Annotated in this window: 18 protein-coding genes and 2 pseudogenes; 11 read left to right on the forward strand and 9 right to left on the reverse strand. The window is 64.5% G+C overall.

Features of this window, described 5'->3' with window-relative positions:
* The first annotated feature begins 2 nt into the window (after nt 1–2).
* From C437_RS02400 to C437_RS02420, 5 genes are all read left to right on the forward strand, one after another.
* Nucleotides 3–1,235: a HEAT repeat domain-containing protein gene (locus C437_RS02400; RefSeq protein ID WP_004515278.1), complete on the forward strand. Its 1,233-nt coding sequence runs from the start codon at nt 3–5 to the stop codon at nt 1,233–1,235.
* 59 nt (nt 1,236–1,294) lie between these two features.
* On the forward strand, nt 1,295–2,158 hold the full coding sequence (locus tag C437_RS02405; protein ID WP_004515279.1) for a CheF family chemotaxis protein: 864 nt from the start codon (nt 1,295–1,297) through the stop codon (nt 2,156–2,158).
* Nucleotides 2,159–2,232: 74 nt separating this feature from the next.
* Entirely contained in the window at nt 2,233–2,622 is a 390-nt protein-coding gene (locus tag C437_RS02410) for a 30S ribosomal protein S6e (protein ID WP_004515280.1), read from the forward strand.
* Between the two features lie 5 nt (nt 2,623–2,627).
* Nucleotides 2,628–3,056, forward strand: coding sequence for a DUF7112 family protein (locus C437_RS02415; RefSeq protein WP_004515281.1), 429 nt, complete (start codon nt 2,628–2,630; stop codon nt 3,054–3,056).
* Between the two features lie 100 nt (nt 3,057–3,156).
* A complete protein-coding gene (locus C437_RS02420; protein WP_004515282.1) occupies nt 3,157–4,035 on the forward strand; it encodes a CheF family chemotaxis protein in 879 nt (292 codons plus the stop codon).
* 13 nt (nt 4,036–4,048) lie between these two features.
* On the opposite strand, the gene C437_RS02425 is transcribed toward C437_RS02420, so the two are convergent.
* Entirely contained in the window at nt 4,049–4,489 is a 441-nt protein-coding gene (locus C437_RS02425; RefSeq protein WP_004515283.1) for a dCTP deaminase/dUTPase family protein, read from the reverse strand.
* An 86-nt stretch (nt 4,490–4,575) separates the two neighbouring features.
* Between C437_RS02425 and C437_RS02430 the strand changes: the two genes are divergently transcribed.
* Nucleotides 4,576–6,021 carry a hypothetical protein gene (locus C437_RS02430; RefSeq protein WP_004515284.1) on the forward strand — a complete coding sequence of 482 codons (1,446 nt, stop codon included), beginning with the start codon at nt 4,576–4,578 and terminating at the stop codon, nt 6,019–6,021.
* Between the two features lie 49 nt (nt 6,022–6,070).
* Complete coding sequence (locus C437_RS02435; RefSeq protein ID WP_004515285.1) at nt 6,071–6,502, forward strand: DUF5807 family protein; 432 nt, start codon at nt 6,071–6,073, stop codon at nt 6,500–6,502.
* Nucleotides 6,503–6,765: 263 nt separating this feature from the next.
* On the opposite strand, the gene C437_RS02440 is transcribed toward C437_RS02435, so the two are convergent.
* The 5 genes and pseudogenes from C437_RS02440 to C437_RS02455 all read right to left on the reverse strand — a co-directional run bounded on the left by C437_RS02440 (nt 6,766) and on the right by C437_RS02455 (nt 11,245).
* Nucleotides 6,766–7,857: a DHH family phosphoesterase gene (locus C437_RS02440; RefSeq protein WP_004515286.1), complete on the reverse strand. Its 1,092-nt coding sequence runs from the start codon at nt 7,855–7,857 to the stop codon at nt 6,766–6,768.
* Nucleotides 7,858–7,941: 84 nt separating this feature from the next.
* Nucleotides 7,942–9,378: a PAS domain-containing sensor histidine kinase gene (locus C437_RS19730; protein ID WP_004515287.1), complete on the reverse strand. Its 1,437-nt coding sequence runs from the start codon at nt 9,376–9,378 to the stop codon at nt 7,942–7,944.
* An 87-nt stretch (nt 9,379–9,465) separates the two neighbouring features.
* A pseudogene (locus tag C437_RS21205) lies at nt 9,466–9,906 on the reverse strand (PAS domain-containing protein); the annotation flags it as partial.
* Nucleotides 9,813–10,688, reverse strand: a pseudogene (locus tag C437_RS21175) (response regulator); the annotation flags it as partial. The pseudogenes C437_RS21205 and C437_RS21175, both read right to left, overlap by 94 nt.
* 92 nt (nt 10,689–10,780) lie before the next feature.
* Nucleotides 10,781–11,245: a universal stress protein gene (locus C437_RS02455; protein WP_004515289.1), complete on the reverse strand. Its 465-nt coding sequence runs from the start codon at nt 11,243–11,245 to the stop codon at nt 10,781–10,783.
* Nucleotides 11,246–11,369: 124 nt separating this feature from the next.
* Between C437_RS02455 and C437_RS02460 the strand changes: the two genes are divergently transcribed.
* A complete protein-coding gene (locus C437_RS02460; protein ID WP_004515290.1) occupies nt 11,370–11,804 on the forward strand; it encodes a universal stress protein in 435 nt (144 codons plus the stop codon).
* On the opposite strand, the gene C437_RS02465 is transcribed toward C437_RS02460, so the two are convergent.
* Complete coding sequence (locus tag C437_RS02465; protein WP_004515291.1) at nt 11,801–12,322, reverse strand: GNAT family N-acetyltransferase; 522 nt, start codon at nt 12,320–12,322, stop codon at nt 11,801–11,803. The genes C437_RS02460 and C437_RS02465 overlap by 4 nt on opposite strands.
* Entirely contained in the window at nt 12,319–12,690 is a 372-nt protein-coding gene (locus tag C437_RS02470) for a universal stress protein (protein WP_004515292.1), read from the reverse strand. Before C437_RS02470 ends, C437_RS02465 begins: the two co-directional genes overlap by 4 nt.
* A 115-nt stretch (nt 12,691–12,805) precedes the next feature.
* Between C437_RS02470 and C437_RS02475 the strand changes: the two genes are divergently transcribed.
* Together C437_RS02475 and C437_RS02480 are read left to right on the forward strand one after the other, a co-directional pair.
* Nucleotides 12,806–13,537, forward strand: coding sequence for a DUF5806 family protein (locus C437_RS02475; protein ID WP_004515293.1), 732 nt, complete (start codon nt 12,806–12,808; stop codon nt 13,535–13,537).
* 11 nt (nt 13,538–13,548) lie between these two features.
* Entirely contained in the window at nt 13,549–13,989 is a 441-nt protein-coding gene (locus C437_RS02480; RefSeq protein ID WP_004515294.1) for a hypothetical protein, read from the forward strand.
* 16 nt (nt 13,990–14,005) lie between these two features.
* On the opposite strand, the gene C437_RS02485 is transcribed toward C437_RS02480, so the two are convergent.
* Nucleotides 14,006–14,524, reverse strand: a complete 519-nt coding sequence (locus tag C437_RS02485) for a DUF7529 family protein (protein WP_004515295.1) — start codon at nt 14,522–14,524, stop codon at nt 14,006–14,008.
* A gap of 86 nt (nt 14,525–14,610) precedes the next feature.
* Here C437_RS02485 and C437_RS02490 point away from each other — a divergent pair, with 86 nt between their 5' ends.
* Nucleotides 14,611–17,283, forward strand: a complete 2,673-nt coding sequence (locus tag C437_RS02490) for a dipeptide ABC transporter ATP-binding protein (RefSeq protein ID WP_004515296.1) — start codon at nt 14,611–14,613, stop codon at nt 17,281–17,283.
* Nucleotides 17,284–17,298: the final 15 nt, after the last annotated feature.

Below are 17,298 nucleotides of genomic sequence, written 5' to 3' on the forward strand. Positions count from 1 at the left end.
CAATGAGCCTCTACGAACTGGAACGTGACGGCAAGGCACAGGAACTCATCCGCCTCCTCAGGGAGAGCGACAACGAGCGGGTCAAGACCCGTGCCGCGGAGCTGCTGGGGAACTTCGACGACCACGACGACCGACGCGACGTGGTCAACGCGCTCGTAGACGCCGCCCAGAGCGACAGCGACGCAATCACCGGCGCGGCTATCGATTCGCTTGACGAACTCGGGGACGACGCGATCACACAGCTCATCGGCAGCATGGCCGGGGTCGACCTCGAAGACGACGCCGCCGACTGGGTGAAAGCCAAGGCGTACATGCAGGTACTTGATTCCGATGTACCAGAACTGCGGATGGCAGCGGCCAACGGGCTCGGGAACCTGGATCAGGCCGACGCGGTCCCGAAGCTGGCTGAGCGCTTCGAAGACCCAGACCCACGAGTGCGGGCGCGGGCGGCCCGGTCGGCCGGAAAAATCGGCGATTCGCGGGCGACGACGCCGCTTGAGTCAGTCCTGTCGGACCCGAAAGCCGGCGTCAGGCGTGAGGCCGCCGACGCGCTGGGCAACATCGGGAACCGACAGGCGCTTCAGGCGCTGTTGCCGCTGTACGAGGACGACGACGAGCGGGTCCGGCGTATCGCCGTCGGCGCGTTCGGGAACTTCGGCAACGACCGGCCGGTCGATTATCTCATCGAGGCGCTTTCTGACGAGTCGGCCGCCGTGCGGCGGACAGCCGTCTACTCGCTCATCGAACTCCTGTCGAACGTCCCAACAAACCAGAGCCACGAAATCCGGGACACCGTCGTCGAGAAGCTCTCGAACACGGACGACCGGAGCGTCGTCGTGCCGCTGGTCGAGATTCTCGAAGAGAGCACGCAGGCCGCACAGCGGCGCAACACCGCCTGGATGCTCGGTCGGGTCACCAGTCAGGAGGAGCGGGACCGAGTCATCGAATCGCTCGTCGACGCACTGAAGGAGAACGACCAGATGCTCCAGCAGTTCGCCGCCACCAGCCTCGCCGAACTCGGCGACGACGACAACATGGTGGAGCGTCGGCTGCTCAAAATCGTCCAGGACGACGCTGTCGACCCCGAGGTTCGGGGCCAAGCAATCTTCACGCTCGGGAAAGTCGGCGGCGAGCGCTCCCGGAAGACGCTGGATAAACTCATCGACGAGACCGAACACGACGTGGTCCGAAAGAAGGCCTTCTCCGCCATCTCGAAGCTCGGTGGCCGCGGATGAAGCAGCCGAGTGGATTAAGACGCGGCGGGGCATACACGAGAACGATAGCTGGCTAACCGATGAGCGACGGAGAACACGCACTGGTCGATACCAAGGGGAAGTTCGTCCAGGTTGTCTCGGACGGGCGCAAGCGAAACGACATCGAGTGGCTACCCGGTCGGATTCTCCTCTCGAACAAGCGACTCGTCCTCGCAACCAACGACGGCAAACGAACCATCCCGCTGTCGAAGGTCAGCAGCGTCACGGCAAGCCAGATGAACCAGCCACTCGCACAGGTAGACAGCTACATCAAGGTGCAGGCTGGCCGGAACGTGACGCTCATCTCGGCGAAACAGGCCGAGGAGTTTCAGGAAAAGCTCTACAGCACGCTGCTCGACCAGACCGTCGTCCTCGTCAACCACCCCGCAGTCAAGGGTGGCGTCGTGCAGGACGGCGGCTGGGAAAAGGGACGGCTCAAACTCGACGGCGACTGCATCAATCTGGCCATCGCCAGCGGCACGTTTGTCGAGCTGGACATCGACGACGTGGGGACCGTCGAGGCCAAGGAGAAGACGATCCGCGGCGACGAACGACCGCTGTTAGAGGTCGAACATACCATCGAAGGCACCAGCGTCGAGACCCACATCTCGGGAACGCCTCGACATGTCTCGCTCATCGAAGGGCTCGTTCGGCAGGGCGAGCAGCGCAACATCGCCGACGACGTGGACCTCTCGGATAAAGAGACACAGGTGCTGATGGCGCTGTACTCTGGTATCTCACCGTTCAAGATTCCGGACTTCGTCGATATGGAAATCGAGGAAGTCGAAGACGTGTACGACCGGTTGATGGAGGCCGATATCCTCGAACCGGTCCGGACACGCCGGGAAGTGCAACTGGAAGCCCGCGGCCGCTCAATCGCGAGCGATGCAATGGCCGACCAGTAACCGAGACGCTGTAACGGTTCGACCGGGACGGACGGTTCGACGCGTTTTTGAAGCGCGGTTGATTGAGAACAGGTATGGCAGAATTCACGGTCGCCGTCTCCGACCCGGAGGACGGCCACACCTACCAGATCGACGTTGACGGACAGGACGCAAACCGCTTCATCGGCCGCGAGCTCGGCGACGAGGTCGACGGCGGCGCTGTCGGCCTCGACGGTTACACACTTGAACTGACCGGCGGCTCGGACACCTCCGGCCGACCGATGCGATCCGACGTTCGCGGCGTCATGACGAAGGAGATCATGTCCGACGGCGGCGTCGGCTTCGAGCCGACCACCGACGGCGAGCGCAAGCGGATCACCGTCCGCGGCCGCGAGGTCAGCGACGACACGCGCCAGATCAACGCGAAAATCACGGCCCGCGGGAGCGACGACGTGGCCGACCTCCTCGGCGACGACGACGAGTAAGTCACGTGCCGGACCGCGTTCCCAGTGACCACGAGACTGTCGAGACGCATCGCGTTCCCGTCGAGTCGGTCGGCCGAACCGACCGACCACGGGTTGTGCTCCCGGCGGAACTGGAGTTCGAGGACGGCGACACCATCCGTCTCGCGCTGGACGGCGACTGGTACCACGCTGTTGTCGAGACGAACCTCGACGGTAGGCCGGTGATCTCACACGTCGCCGACAACCGCCGACTGGCCCGCGAGCGGGACGGGACGAACCGCCTCGCCGAGTGGGTTGCCGACAGCGATGTCTCACTCGGCGGGTCGGTACACCTCGACGTGGTCACCGACGGAACGGAGTACGGCCTCCGAACACCGGGCAAGCGCGTCGTCTATACAGCGACCGGCGGACCGGACGCCTCGCTGTCAGATATCGCTCGAAATCTCGATAACTGACGCCGGTCGCCCCTGATTTCCCGAGCAGCTCCGATTTTTGCTGCTGATACTCGCGCGAAACGCTCAATATCAGTGCTGATGTACATCAGGTAACGGACGAATGTCGGAATCAGTGATCGCGGATTTCGTCGGCAAATTCAACTCCGAAGTGGCTGGTCGGGGCGACCCCATCAAAGGTCGGATCGTCCTCTCCCAGAAGCGGCTGGTACTGGCCGCGAGTGAGGACGACAAGCTGACGATTCCGCTGGAGTCAATTTTCGACATCGCCATCGGGCAGGTCCCGCCCGACCTGGGCGATTTCTTCGACTCGACAGTGACAGTCGCCTTCGAGCGCAATGGAAAGCGACTCGTCGCTGCTATCGAAGCCGGCGACGAAAAAATCGAGAAGTTCGGCACGGTGCTGTTCAAGGCTGTCATCAACGGCACCGAAACGACGGTCAAAGAGCGCGCCCGCGTCGGTGGTCGCGTCACCGACGAGCCGTTCAAGACGGCGAAGCTGTTTCTCACGCCCGGTAACGTCGAATTCCGGCGTAGCGACGGGTCGTTCGCTGTCGATCTTAAGACGGTGTCGGACTTCGACCGGAACACGCGGGAGATTAACGGCAAGAGCCGGCCGGTGCTGACAGTCCGGCATATGAAAGACGGAACGGCCATGACGACGCTGGCCGCGATGGCCTCGAACCGAAAGATGTCGATTCTTGGGCGCTATCTCCGCCGCGAGTACGCCGAGCTCATGGAGGAGCTCAAAGACGTCGAGCTCACCAAGGACAAGAAGGAGGTGCTGGTCGCCATGTACTCGACCGGCGACATGGACGGGATGCCGCTGGCGAGTATTCTCGGCAAGGACTCCTCACAGGTGTCGATGATTCTCCAGGACCTCGCCGACGACGGGCTCGTACAGGACGGCTCTGACGGCCCGACGCTCACGCCGACCGGCAAGGTCGTCGCCAGCCGTCACCTCGAAGACGTAAACGCCTGAGCGGGCCGGCGTCTCACTCGCTGTTCGACGGCATCTCTTCGGTCTCGACAATCGTACTGACCCGCGCATTTTCCTTGAGCTTCAGCCCCGCACCGCCGACCGACAGCGGCACGCGCGGGAGCGCCGCGACGTGCAGCGTCGGGTGGGTCGCCCCGCGTTCGAGCAGTTCTGTCCGCGGCTGGAGTGTCACCGTCGCCTCGCCGGTCAGCGATTCGTTGTACTCGATGAGATACTGACCGGCCCGCAACGTCCACCATTCGTAGTCGTCGTCCGGGTTCCGCTTCTCGCTCGTGTGAGGCGCGACGCCGGCGGGGTCGAGCTCGCCGCCACCGAAGTCGATCCGGCCCGGTTCGACGACCTCATACACGTCGGCGACAGTCAGGTCGAACCCCGGGCTGTCGGCTTGGGTCGGTTCGTGGACGATATCCGTGACGTACTCGGCGAAGTCGGTCATGTACGGGTATACCGGACGAATAGGCCTAAAAGTGAGGCTGGAAGCGGCGGCACAATGCGTATTGGCCTCGGTTGCGAAGCACGGCTGTGTCGTACTCGTGGCCGCTCTCGCCGAAGGTGACGCTGGTCGCCGCGATTACCATCGTGCTGCTCGCCGGTGCAGTGACGATAGTCGAGCCGGGGACACCGGGAGCGCCGGCCGAGCGCGGGCAGACGCCGACGAAGCTGGTCGAACCTAAATCCGGGGAGAACGTGTTCTGGCCATACACCAGCCGGTCGCGGTCAGCCTCGGGACGGACGCTGGCGATAAACGTCGTCGTGTACGGCGACACGGCGACCGTTCGTGGGTACCTGACCCGCGGCCAGAACCCAGACTGGAACCTGACCGAAGCCGACGAGCAGGACATTGATCCCGGCGAGGGACCGGTAACCGAGGGCAACGCTACCAACGGTACGCTCGTCGAGTGGGGGGCCGCCACGGGGTCGACGCGCTACCTCTACGTCCACGACCGGACGCTCACCGAAGACCGGGCCGGCGAAGTGATCCGCCGTCCGTACCGCGCGAGTTCATACACCGGACCGCTGGGGAGGGAGGCGGCCGGGGCCTGGATTGAGGAGACCGACCAGCTCCACGACGGCACGTATCTGGGGGCACGTCACCACATCCGCCTGTACGAATCGCCCTACGAGTCGGACAATTGGGTCGCTATCCAGGCCCACAGCGAGCACTGGGACTGGTTCCGGCTCCGGCACACGGTCCACGACACCGAAGCGGCCCAGAACCGAGTGGAACACGAGTTCATGGGCGAGCCGTTCGCCGACGGCGTCTGGCGGCTCTACCTCGACAACGGCCGGGGGACCCGCTCAGACGGCTGGGCGACGGTCATCGACCTCGAAGGGGAGCCTGAGCCCGTTGGGCCCGGTCCGATGACACTGGGCGTTGCTGGACTGGCACTGGGAACGGCGGTCCGGCGACACCGGCGGCGGCACCGACGAACCGACACCGCGCAACCGCCGCCGCTGTCGGGCACGCCACTGCCGCGATGGCTCCGGTCGCTGGACCAGCTAGACCAGCGGCTGGTCGGCCGCCTCGTGCGCGGTCTCTCGTACCTGCTGTTGTTCGCCGTCCTCCTCGGGCTCTACCTCGGCATCCGGTTCAGCGGCGTCGCGCTCGAACAGGCGTTTCCCGCGGTGGACCCGAAGCTCATCGCCGCGTCCCTGTACCCGGTGCTCGCTTTCGGTCTCCCCGGTGAGGCGTACCTCGCCGGCCGGAACCTCGACCCGGTCCGGAGCTTCGCAGCGGCGGCGACCGGCATCGGGACCGCGTTCGTGCTGGACTACCAGTACGTCGCCGTCACGGTGCTGCCGCTGAACGTCGTGCTTCATCGGCTCGGCCTGGTCGTCGCACTCGGTACGGTCGCCGCCGGGGCGGTGACCCGTGGTGCCTCAGTGAAGACGGTGAACCGAGTCATCGGTGCCGGCCTCGTTCTGTGGGTGTCTCTTCTGGTCGCGGCGCTGGTGGGCTGGCTGTAGTGAGTGGAAGAGCGCGGCACTTTTGCCCGGCGAGTGACTCCCTCTCTGCATGACCAAACACACGGAGTTTCTGGCGGGCGAGCGGCCCGAAGACGTGCTGTTCTTCCTGCATGAGGACGCCGTCTCGAACCCCGGCGCGCTGGCCGAGTACGCCGACGAAGTCGAGGACGGCCACGTCCTCGTCCTGCCGGGCGACGACGGCCGCAGCGCGTTCCAGTCGGCGACCGGCATCGACCCGATGGGGCTGGCACAGCAGGCGATGGGGACCGAGGGCGACATCCACGACGACCTGACCGGCGCTGTCTGTCCGGTCGCCGAGGAGGAACCCGAAAGCGACCACACCACTCGTTTCGTCTTTGCCTTCGCCGAGGAACAGAACGAAGACGTGGGCGGGCTCTACGCCGAGGGCGACGTGGTCCACGCCTACGCGGTGTGTGCCTGCGGTGAACGGTACAGCGACAAGTGGGTCGTCGGGGAGTAGCGTAGAACCGCATCGCGGAAACCGCGGTCTCGGTCACGGAGTCTGTCTTACCGCTCGGTGTCCATCCCTTCGTCCGCGTCCTCGGGCAGGCGGCGGAACGCGTCCACGATGGCCTGTTTCGCCACTGCACCTTGTGTCGTCCGAGTCCACCGTTTTATTCTCGGCGGCGCTCACTTCGTTCGCGACTCACTCGAATAAAAACGTGGGCGAAAAAGCCGCGCTCTCACACGATTCGAGCGCGGTAGGGATAGCCCACAGAAAAACTACCGTTCGGTGTCCATCCCTTCGTCCGCTTTCTCGGGCAGTCGGCGGAACGCGTCCACGATGGCCTGTTTCGCCACTGCACCTTGCGTCGTCCAGTGGTGCGCGTAGTCCATCATGTCGTCGTAGATGTCGGGCTTGCAGCCCGCTGCTTTCGGGTGGCCGCCGCCGTTGACCTGCTGGGCGACCTCGTGGGCGCGCTCAAAGCTGTCCGTCCCGCGAATCGAAGCGGAGCCGGCGGGCTTGACGATGACAGCGGCGTCCGCGCCCTGCTCGCGGAGGGCTTCGGCGACCTCGTTCTGCGAACAACGACCGTAGGTGACGCCGACGGTCCACTCACCCACGTCGCGGAGTTCCGCCCGGTCGACGGCCTTCTCGATGAGCGCCTCCTTCTCGACGCGCTTCTCGTCGAGGAACTCGTGGAACTCCGGGGAAAGGTCGGGGCCGTGGTCGCGGACCGCGTCGATGTACTCCTCGGGTTCGCTCCAATAGGACAGGTCCGCGAGGTCGTCGCTGCGGGGGTCGTCGCGGATCCAGAGGTCGTGGTCGCGGGTGACGGCGGCGAGGTCGGCCCACTGCTCGTCGAAGTCGTAGTCGAGTTCCGAAAGCGCCACGTCGGCGGTACACACTTCGTCAGAGTCACCAACAGTGCGCTCGACGCCGGCCGCGTCCACGTCGGCGGCGAGGTCGTCGGGCCACTGGTGGTGGTCGAACCAGACCACACGTTCGACGCGCTCGATCAGCGAATCGAGGGGGGCGATGTCGGATTCGCGGTCGGGACAGAGGTCGCAGATGAAGACGGTCGCGTCGGGGTCGGCGTACTCGGCAGTCCATTCGAGCGCCTCCGTGAGTTCGTGCGGACCGGCAGGCAACAGCGCGCCCTCGCCGTGGGCCTCACGGATCAGTGCGGTACAGGCCAGCCCGTCGGCGTCCGGGTCGGCGATAACAATGACACCAGCGTCGTCCAGCGTCTCGGCGGCTTCGGCTTCGGCCTGCTCTTCCTCGTAGGAATCCGGAATAAAGAACCCCTCACCGGGGAGTACGGATTTGCGGCCGATAGAGAGGCGGTCGTCGTCGATGAGCCAATCGTCCATGCCACAGCAAGCGGACGTGGCGTCAAGAAGCCGTCGGGTTCGACTGTGGCAGAGTGCTGTCACGGCGGTGCGTCGGCGCGTCGGTCACGCCACCTCGATGCCGCGAACTTCGAACCGCGCGCCGCCGTGCTCGCCGTCAACCACGGTGACTGTCCACCCGTGGGCATCGGCGATTTGCTTGACGATGCGAAGCCCGAACCCGGTTCCGTCCGCAGCAGTCGAGTGGCCAGCCTCGAAGACCTCGTCGCGCTTCTCTGGCGGTATTCCGGGGCCGGTGTCCTCGACGTAGAACCCGTCCGCAAGCGCACCGACAGTCACCGTTAGGTCGTTTACGGCCCCATCTGCGTCGGCCGGCGACATCGTCGACTGGGGGCGTGCGTGTTCGACGGCGTTTCCAACGAGGTTTTCGAGTAGCTGTTCGAGCCGCCCTCGGTCCGCGACGACCGTCTGTTCGGTCCGGACCGTATCAAGTAGCGTCGTGTTATTCATCGTTCCTGGGTCCGCGACGACCGTCTGTTCGGTCCGGACCACGAGCGTCGCGTCACCGGTCGGGACGTTCTGCCAGCACCCCTCGGCGACTGCTCGGAGGTCCAGTGACTCCGTCTCGGTGACCTCGTCCCCGCTTCTGGCAAGCGTCAGCAGGTCGTCGATGAGCCTGTTGCTTCGCTGGATTGCCGCGGCGACGTTGTCGAGGTGGTCGCTCTCGCACTCCGCCCGAGCCAGCTTGAGCTGTCCTTGCGCGACGGTGAGCGGGTTCCGCAGATCGTGGCTGACAACGCCAGCGAACTCCCGGAGGCGTTCGTTCTGTCGCTCAAGTGTCCGTTGACGCTCTCTCCGCTCCGTGACATTTTCCGACACCGCCAGCCCGGAGATGACATCCCCGTCGTCGTCCCGAACGGGAACCGTCTGAACCTGATACTGTCTGTCCTGGTACTGCTGTTCGAACCTGTTCGAGCGGCCGTCCAGCGCCTCGCAGTAGTAGTGTTCGAGTTCGTCTGCAATCGCCTCGGGGAACAGGTCGTGTGGCGTCGACCCCTCGAAATCCTCCGACGTGAGCCCCACAGAGCGGAGTTCGCCGCCGCCGGCGACGGTGTACTGGCAGTCGTGGTCGAAGAGGAACACGCCCATCTCGGGGATGTTCTCGACGAGGGCCTCGTACTGTGCCTTGAGCCGTTGGAGTCGCTGCTCGCGCTCCGCACGGGCGGTGATGTCACGGCCAATGCCGACAAGCAGCGGCGTCCCGTCCGGGTGGACAATGCGGTTGGCGACGTACTCGTAGGGTATCTCGGAGCCGTCTTTGGTCAGGAGCGACGCCTTGAGACGCGCGTGGCCCGTTTCGAACACCTCGTCGATTGCCGCGGCCGCGGCCGTCTGGTCTGCCTCGGTGACGAAGTCGGTCCCGTCCATCGCCGCGATTTCGTCGTCGTCGTAGCCGGTCACCGCGGCGAAACTCTCGTTCCACCGCTGGAGCGTCCCGGATTCGTCGTGGACGAACAGCACGTCCTCGATAGCGTCCAGCATGTCGTCGGTGTACTCGTGGTAGCGCCGGAGATTCCGCTCCCGCTCCTTCCGCGCGGTGATGTCCCTGACGAGCCCCTGAACGAACCGGACCGACCCGTCGTGTGTGACCGGGCTGGCGCTGACCTCCACGTCGACGAGGTCCCCGTCGGCGTCGATGAGACGTAGTTCGAGTTCGCGGACGGTCTCGCCGGCCGCGACCCTGGAGAATCCGTTGAACGCAGTTTCCATGCTCGCTTCCGGAACGTAGGTCTGGAACGGCGTATCGATGAGTTCCTTGGGCGTGTAGCCGAGAAGCGATTCGACGACCGGGAGACGAATCGAAAGATGCCGTCGGTGTCCAGACGGAATATCGTGTCCGGGCTCACCTCCGCTATCTCGCGGAACCGGCGCTCGCTCTCCCGGCGGCGCTGTTCGGAGCGGTGGCGCTGGATGGCGCTCCCCAACAGGTTGGCGACGTTCTGGACGAACGTCACGTCGTCGGCAGTAAAAGTGGACTGGCCGGTCGAGTGCGTGCCCAGGACGCCCCAGGGGTCGTCAGTGTTGCCGATGACGATGCTGATGCCGCTCACCACGTTGTGGTCCAGCAACAGCGGCGGGCCGCTGAAGCGCTCCTCCGTGGCCAGGTCGTCGACGACGACCGCCTCCTCGGTCTTGAGCGTGAAGCCGGCCTGTGAGTCCAGTCCGGCCCCGACAGCCGCGGTGCCGACCAGTCCGTCCTGCCAGCCGACGCCGGCCCGCAACAGGAGGTCGGAGCGGTCGGGGCGGTATTCGAGCACTTTCGAGTACTCCGTACCCAGCGTGTCCGAGACGAGTTCGACCGCCTCCTCGAACAGCGTCTGTAGCCCACTCCCGGAGAGAGCGTGTTTCCCCAGCGCCGCCAGTGCGGGCTGCTGTTCGATTCGCGCTTCCAGTCCCACCTCCGCGCGCCGCTGTGCGACGAGGTTCTCGATTCGGTTCGCCAGCAGTGTGTAGCGGTCGGTGCCGTGCCCCTTCTGGAGGTAATCGCTGACACCCTTTGAGACGGCCTCGCTGGCTACTTCCTCGCTCCCTTTCCCGGTGTAGAGGACAAACGGGAGGTCCGGATACTGCTCGCGGACAGCTTCCAGAAACTCGATGCCGTTCGTCTCGGGCATATCGTAGTCCGAGACGACACAGTCGAAGGAGGCCTCGGAGAGCCGCGCGAGCCCCTCGCTTACGTCCGTTGCCGTCTGGACGCTGAAACCGTCGCCCTCACGCTCCAGAAACGTGCCGGCCACCTCGGCAAGCCCCGGGTCGTCGTCGACGTGGAGCACACGGACTTTGCGGTGCATCTCTGGAATTATATGCGACCGAGAAATATAAACATACTGTCAATTTTGTGGGCAATCGGCCGGTCGTACCCACATCGGCTCGCGCGGCGTCATCAGACCCCTTCGCGCTCGGGGTTGGGTTCGCCTTCGAGCTGGCGGACCGTCAGTACCGGCATCGGGGCCTCCCGTACGAGCTCCTCGGCGACGCTCCCCAGCAGGTACCCGTGTTCGCCGTGGCGGCCGCGGGTCCCGCTGACGATGACATCGGCATCGTGTTCCACTGCGTACGTGGAGATTTCGTCGGCCGGGTCACCCTCCCGAACGGCGGTGACGAGCTCCTCGTCTGCCTCGGCGTCAGCGGCCTCCAGAATAAACGAGAGGGCGCGGCCGCCAGTGGTCGCCAGCGCGCGCTCCAGCGCCTCGCGAACCTCTTCCGGCGTCGTCTCAACCTCGCCGGTGTCGACGACGTACAGCCCGTGGACAGTTGCGTCGAAGCGTGCTGCCAGGTCCAGCGCGGCTTCGACGGCCCGCTCTGCGCTGCCGGAGCCGTCCGTGGCGATGACCACCGTATCGAACATACACCACGCATCGAAGCCGCGACTAAATACACTGTTGGTCACGGCGAGGGACGCTCCGGATGACACCGCGCGGTCGGCGCGAACCTCGGTGGATTTTTGCCGGCCGGGGTCACAGTGGCGAGTGATGGACATCGACCTCGTACTCGCGCCGGTCGACGGCAGCGACCAGTCGGAACGAGCGGCCGAGTACGCGATCGCCGTCGCGGAGCGGTATGACGCCGATCTCCACCTGCTGTTCGTCATCGACGAACGGCTCCACCGAGATATCGACAGCGGCACCGTGAGCGCGACCGCGATCGCCGAGGAGCACCGAGCGTTCACCGAAAGCATCCGAGAGCGGTTCCACGACGCTCACGACGGCGTGTTCGAAACGTCGTCCGCGACCGCGTTCTCCGAGACGCGGCTGATGCAAACACCGGGAAGCGTCGTCCTCGACGTGGCTGAAGACCTCAATGCGGATTTCATAGTCGTCCCGCGCGAAGAAGGAAGCGAAGAGGCCGTCGGGCGCGCGGCGACCTACGTCATCGAGTACGCCAGCCAGCCGGTTCTCACCGTTTAAAGCCGGATCGCCATCTCTATCTCGAAGCTCTCAGCGCTACTGATCTCGAATCCGACCTTCTCGTACAGCGATATCGCCGGGTCATTCCACCGCTCGACGGTGAGCCAGACGTGATCGATGCCCTCGGCCTGGCCGTACCCAAGCAGCGTCTCGACCAGCGCCGTCCCGATACCAGCACCCTGGTAGGCCTGTAACACGAAGATGGCGAGTTCGTGCTCGTCCTCGTTGTCCGGGACCAGCGTCGCGTGGCCGGCGACGGTGTCATCGTGTTTGGCGACGACGTTGACACAGTCGCCGTCGAGGATCGTTTCGAGCCACTCGCGGATGGCCTCCTCCTTGACCGGTGGGATGCCCTGCGCCCGGTCGGCGGGATCGAAGTCGAGATACATCTCGACTAAGCTCTCCGTGTCGGCGTCGTCGGCAGGGATGACGTCGATGGAGCGGTCCTCGCGGTCAGTAATCGTCTGCGGTGGCTGTGGAAACGCTTCGGCGGGTTCGTCTGGATACGTGCGGGTCATCGGATGAGAGTCACCGGCGTCTGTGCGTTCAGGAGGACGAACTCGACGATGGGGCCGAGCTGTATCTTCCCGAGCGGCGAGCGACCGCCGCCACCGAGGACGATTCTATCGAACCCCTCGCTCTCGGCGATGTTCACCAGTTCGCTTCCCGGAGAGGAGCCCTCGACGCGTCGAAGCGGCGGTTCGAGCCCGCTTTCGTCGATACGCTCCTGTATCCGTTGGTGAACGGTCTCAACGTCGGCATCGGTGTCTTCGTTTTCGAAGAGAGCGACGGTCAGCTCGTCGCCTGTTTCCGATACGCGTTCGAGTGTTTCAGTCAGTGCCTGGTAGGACAGTTCGCTGCCCCCGACACCGAGCAGTATTTTCATACTCGGGCCATGCATGGGAGCGGTAAAAAAGCCACCCGGCTGAACTGTTAGGAGAGGACAACGACAGCGGGACGGCGGCGATACCCTTTTTCACCGCGGGCACGCATGCTCGGCTATGACTGAGGGCGCACCGCCGGACGAGAGGGATGTCGAGGCGGCAGACGACGAATCGGCCGGACACCAACCGGATGAGCCGGCGGCCGCAGATGACAGAGCCGACGACGCTGACGCCACGGAGAGTGATACCGCTGACTCGGCCTCGGAAGAAACAGTCTCGGCCGAGTCAGGCAATGAGACAGCGGTGTCGGAAGCCAGTGACGTCCCGTCCGACGTACAGAAATACGACCGCTTCAAGAAAATCGAGGGAGGGACCTACGACCGCGCGAACGACTTCCTCCGGGACCGAACGTACATCACCGCCCGCGAGTGGGCCATCGCCCGCCTCTGTGCTGACTTTCGTACCGAAACGGGCGTCGAGATGACCAAAATCGGGGAGAACCTCCCCGAACTCGTCCCGTTCATGACGGACACGTACACGCCACAGGCGGTCAATCAGGCCCGCGCTGCCTTCGAGGACAAGGTCCGGAAGGCCGGCGCAACCTTCCTCTACGGCGCGATGTGTGACTTCTTCACCGCCGAGGACCTCGACGACGTGATGTACGAGGCCACAGAGGTCGCGAAGTTCCTGCTCGAAGTCGAGGGCGTCGACCTCGCCGTCGAGGACGAGATGGAGGCCGAAGACCGAATCTCATCCGTGATGCGGGAGGTCCGCGAGCAGTCGGCGGCGCTGCGACACGACGAGGTGTGTTGTCCTGAGTGTGGCAATGAATTTCAGGTCGACGAGTAGCCACGGCTGAGATGGACGACTTCGACCCCGACACACAGCCGTCGATGTCGGTCCACGAAGCGACACAGAAAGTGCTGCGGACCGATCTGGCGATTGGTATCGGCGGCGCGGTGCTTGGCTACGCTGAGGCGGGGACAGCACTGGTCGACGTACTGCCGGTGGTTGTCGGGTTCGGACTCCTGACTGGGACCACAGTGGCTGTCGTGGAACACGAGGCGGTCCCGGGCGTCTACCCGGAGGTCGCCGCACTGGCAGCGTTCATCGTGCTCGCTGGCACGGTTGCCGGCCTCGTGACGCTTTCAGAAGCGTCAGTGACGCTCGTGCTCGCGGCCGTTCTCTCGGGCTTTGGGGTCGGCGTCATCGTCAACCGGGCGCTCTATGGCCTCGTCTTCGACGTGCCGGCGTACCGGCTGACCCGGGTGCGAGAGGGGTCACAGTCGCGCAGTCAGTGATATCCAGAACTGGATTTCAGTCTGGGAAGAACGGCTCTGGGTCCTCGTGGCTGACGGTGACCACCTCGTCGTCGGTGAGCGGTCTGATATGGGAGTACAGTCCGTGGTCGGCGGCGACCTGCGAGAGGTCCGCGCGGTCGGTCTGGTCGTAGTACAGCGGCACGAGCACGGCGAGGTCGTCGCCACATTCCAGCGCGACAAGCAGGAACACCATCCCGTCGCCGGTCGCCCGGAACACCTCGGAGCGGTCGACGGTGCGGTCTTCGAGCGCGTCGGCGACCCGCCGGAACTCGTCGCCGGGAACCACGACATCGAAGCCGAGTCGCCGGGTTTCTGGCTCGTATTCGCCGTTCCGTTCGGCCATCGTCCGCGGTTCGCCGGTCAGCACCGCCACGTCTCCGGGGTGGAGTTCGATTGCTTCGTGCCCGTCGTCGCGGTACTGTGTTGCCGTCGCCGCCATATCGTCGATGACCTGCTCCCAGTGACCGGCGACACGGCCGAAGGGGTTAGATTCGGGGTCGGCAGGGTCGTTCATACGTCGAGTGTGGCGGCGACCGGGATAAATTGTTGGTGGGATAGTGGCACAACAGTTTTACTGGTATTTTGAGAAGTGGGGGACAGATGCGCGACCTCTTAACGTTATCTGACCTCCGAACCCAGTTCGAGACGGACCGCGGCACCGTCAAAGCCGTCGACGGCATCGACCTCACCGTCAGGGAGGGGGAAACCGTCGGTCTGGTCGGCGAGTCCGGCTCGGGGAAATCCGTCACAGCGTTATCGGCAATGGATATCGTCGATGACCCTGGTCACATCGCCGGTGGTGACATCCGGTTCGGCGCACTTGAGACAGTCACACGGCTGTCCCGGCAGTATCCGAAGGCAGTACGGACAGCCGACGAGGGAAGCGGGTTCATCACCATCGACGCGGCAACGGTTGACCGGGGCCGTCTCCCCAAATCACTTGAGACGACAGCCGACGACGCCACGCTGGCCACGCAGTTCATCCGGGAAGCCCCGAAGAAGGCCCTCCCGGAAAGCGGCGACGCACCCGTCACGATTACCGACGGCTACGTCGATCTGACGGCAGCCCCGGAGCGAGTGATGCGGGACATCCGTGGCGGCGACATGGGGATGATCTTCCAGGACCCGATGACATCGCTGAATCCCGCAATAACGGTCGGCGAACAGGTCGCAGAGAGCCTGCGGCTCCACCGCTACGGGAACAAGCGAAACGACTCGTGGTTCAACGCCGTCCGTGAAATCACGCCCTCGATCAGCCGGAGCGGCGAGATGGACGAGGAGATCCGGTCTGACGTCATCTCGCTGCTGGAGGAGGTCGGTATTCCGGAGCCGGCCGACCGCGTCAACGAGTATCCCCACGAGTTCTCCGGCGGGATGCGCCAGCGCGTCCTCATCGCTATCGCGCTGGCGTGCCGACCGAAGCTGCTGGTCGCCGACGAGCCGACGACGGCGCTCGACGTGACCATTCAGGCACAGATTCTGGACCTCATCGACGACCTCCAGGCGGACCTCGGGATGTCGGTGTTGTTCATCACGCACGACCTCGGTGTCGTCGCGGAGACCTGCGACCGCGTCGCCGTGATGTACGCCGGCGAAATCGTCGAGGAAGGACCGGTCGAGGAAATCTTCCAGAATCCGTCACACCCGTACACGTACACGCTGCTTGAGTCGATACCCGGCGAGGGGACAGACCGGCTGACGCCAATTGAAGGGAACGTCCCCAGCCTCATCGACATGCCCAGTGGCTGCCACTTCGCCGACCGGTGTCCGTGGGCCGAGCCCGAATGTCGGGAGGGAGAAATTCCGTACCTCGAACACGGTCCGGACGACATTACCCATCGCTCGAAGTGTATCCTCGAATCGTTCGATACAGACGAATACGGCACTGGTGAAACCGGCGTTGCCGCGACGGAGACGACGCGAACGGACAGACAGCTCATGGAGGTTGACGGGCTGAAGAAACACTTCTCGCGGGCCGACGACCTGCTGGACAAGTACATCGGGCGCGAACCGGAGTCGGTCAAAGCCGTCGACGGCGTCTCGATGGACATCTACGAGGGCGAGACGCTGGGACTCGTCGGCGAGTCCGGGTGTGGGAAATCGACGACCGGCCGGACAATCCTCAGACTGCTGGAACCGACAGACGGGACAGTAGTGTTCGCCGGACAGGACCTTTCGGAGCTAGATAAGGGTGGCCTGCGGGAAGTCCGTCGGGACCTGCAGATGATCTTCCAGGACCCGATGTCGAGCCTCGATCCGCGGATGACCGTCGGCCAGACGATTATGGAGCCGCTGAAGATTCACGACCTCCCGGAGGATACCGGCGACGGCTCCCGCCGCGAGCAACGGGTCGAGCGAGTGGCCGACCTCATGGAGGCGGTGGGGCTCGACCCAGACCAGTACGACCGCTACCCGCACGAACTGTCAGGCGGACAGCGCCAGCGGGTCGGCATCGCTCGCGCGCTCGCCGTCGACCCCGATTTCATCGTCTGTGACGAACCCGTCTCGGCGCTGGACGTGAGCGTCCAGGCCCAGATAATCAACCTCCTGGAAGACCTCCAGCATGAGTTCGGCCTGACGTACCTGTTCATCGCCCACGACCTCTCCGTGGTGCGCCACATCTGTGACCGCGTCGCGGTGATGTACCTCGGGGAAGTGGTCGAAGTCGCCGACACGCCGGACCTGTTCGCGGACCCGAAACATCCCTACACGCGGGCACTCATGTCGGCAATCCCGGAGCCGGACCCGACCGTAGAGGCCGACCGAATACTGCTGAAAGGCGACGTCCCGTCGCCGATTGACCCGCCGTCGGGCTGTCACTTCCGGACCCGCTGTCCCGAGGTCATCCCACCGGATATCGATATCGAACAGGAGACGTACCGCGAGGTAATGGACTACCGGCAACGGGTCGAGGACGAGGCCATCGCCATCGATGCAGTCCGGGAGCAGGCCGAACAGGCCGACAGCGCCACAGCGGCGACAGACGGCGGCGCGGACCTTACCGAGCCGCCGAGCGGCCGGGGAGAGGTACCGATGGCAGCGTTCAAGCAGGCGATGTTCGACCGGTTCTTCGAAACGAGCCTGACCGGGGAGAACCGCCGCGTCGTCGAGGAATCGATCGAACACCTCGCGGACGAGGACTGGGATACTGCCGCGTCTGTGCTACGGGACCGATTCGAGAGCGTCTGTGAGACACAGCACCCAGAACTACAACCGGGCTCCCACCCAGCAGCGTGTCACCTTTACGATCAGGCGGACAGCGGCAGTAACTGAATAATATTACTTGGC

Source organism: Haloarcula vallismortis ATCC 29715 (assembly GCF_000337775.1).
Classification (GTDB): Archaea; Halobacteriota; Halobacteria; order Halobacteriales; family Haloarculaceae; genus Haloarcula; species Haloarcula vallismortis.

Excerpts from the sequence above, each read along its gene's own strand:
- C437_RS02470 (WP_004515292.1), bottom strand. The coding sequence starts at position 12,690 with ATGAAAATACTGCTCGGTGTCGGGGGCAGCGAACTGTCCTACCAGGCA.
- C437_RS02435 (WP_004515285.1), top strand. The coding sequence starts at position 6,071 with ATGACCAAACACACGGAGTTTCTGGCGGGCGAGCGGCCCGAAGACGTG.
- C437_RS02420 (WP_004515282.1), top strand. The coding sequence starts at position 3,157 with ATGTCGGAATCAGTGATCGCGGATTTCGTCGGCAAATTCAACTCCGAA.
- C437_RS02410 (WP_004515280.1), top strand. The coding sequence starts at position 2,233 with ATGGCAGAATTCACGGTCGCCGTCTCCGACCCGGAGGACGGCCACACC.
- C437_RS02490 (WP_004515296.1), top strand. The coding sequence starts at position 14,611 with ATGCGCGACCTCTTAACGTTATCTGACCTCCGAACCCAGTTCGAGACG.
- C437_RS02405 (WP_004515279.1), top strand. The coding sequence starts at position 1,295 with ATGAGCGACGGAGAACACGCACTGGTCGATACCAAGGGGAAGTTCGTC.
- C437_RS02480 (WP_004515294.1), top strand. The coding sequence starts at position 13,549 with ATGGACGACTTCGACCCCGACACACAGCCGTCGATGTCGGTCCACGAA.
- C437_RS02425 (WP_004515283.1), bottom strand. The coding sequence starts at position 4,489 with ATGACCGACTTCGCCGAGTACGTCACGGATATCGTCCACGAACCGACC.
- C437_RS02400 (WP_004515278.1), top strand. The coding sequence starts at position 3 with ATGAGCCTCTACGAACTGGAACGTGACGGCAAGGCACAGGAACTCATC.
- C437_RS02485 (WP_004515295.1), bottom strand. The coding sequence starts at position 14,524 with ATGAACGACCCTGCCGACCCCGAATCTAACCCCTTCGGCCGTGTCGCC.
- C437_RS02440 (WP_004515286.1), bottom strand. The coding sequence starts at position 7,857 with ATGGACGATTGGCTCATCGACGACGACCGCCTCTCTATCGGCCGCAAA.
- C437_RS02475 (WP_004515293.1), top strand. The coding sequence starts at position 12,806 with ATGACTGAGGGCGCACCGCCGGACGAGAGGGATGTCGAGGCGGCAGAC.
- C437_RS02455 (WP_004515289.1), bottom strand. The coding sequence starts at position 11,245 with ATGTTCGATACGGTGGTCATCGCCACGGACGGCTCCGGCAGCGCAGAG.
- C437_RS19730 (WP_004515287.1), bottom strand. The coding sequence starts at position 9,378 with ATGCTGGACGCTATCGAGGACGTGCTGTTCGTCCACGACGAATCCGGG.
- C437_RS02460 (WP_004515290.1), top strand. The coding sequence starts at position 11,370 with ATGGACATCGACCTCGTACTCGCGCCGGTCGACGGCAGCGACCAGTCG.
- C437_RS02465 (WP_004515291.1), bottom strand. The coding sequence starts at position 12,322 with ATGACCCGCACGTATCCAGACGAACCCGCCGAAGCGTTTCCACAGCCA.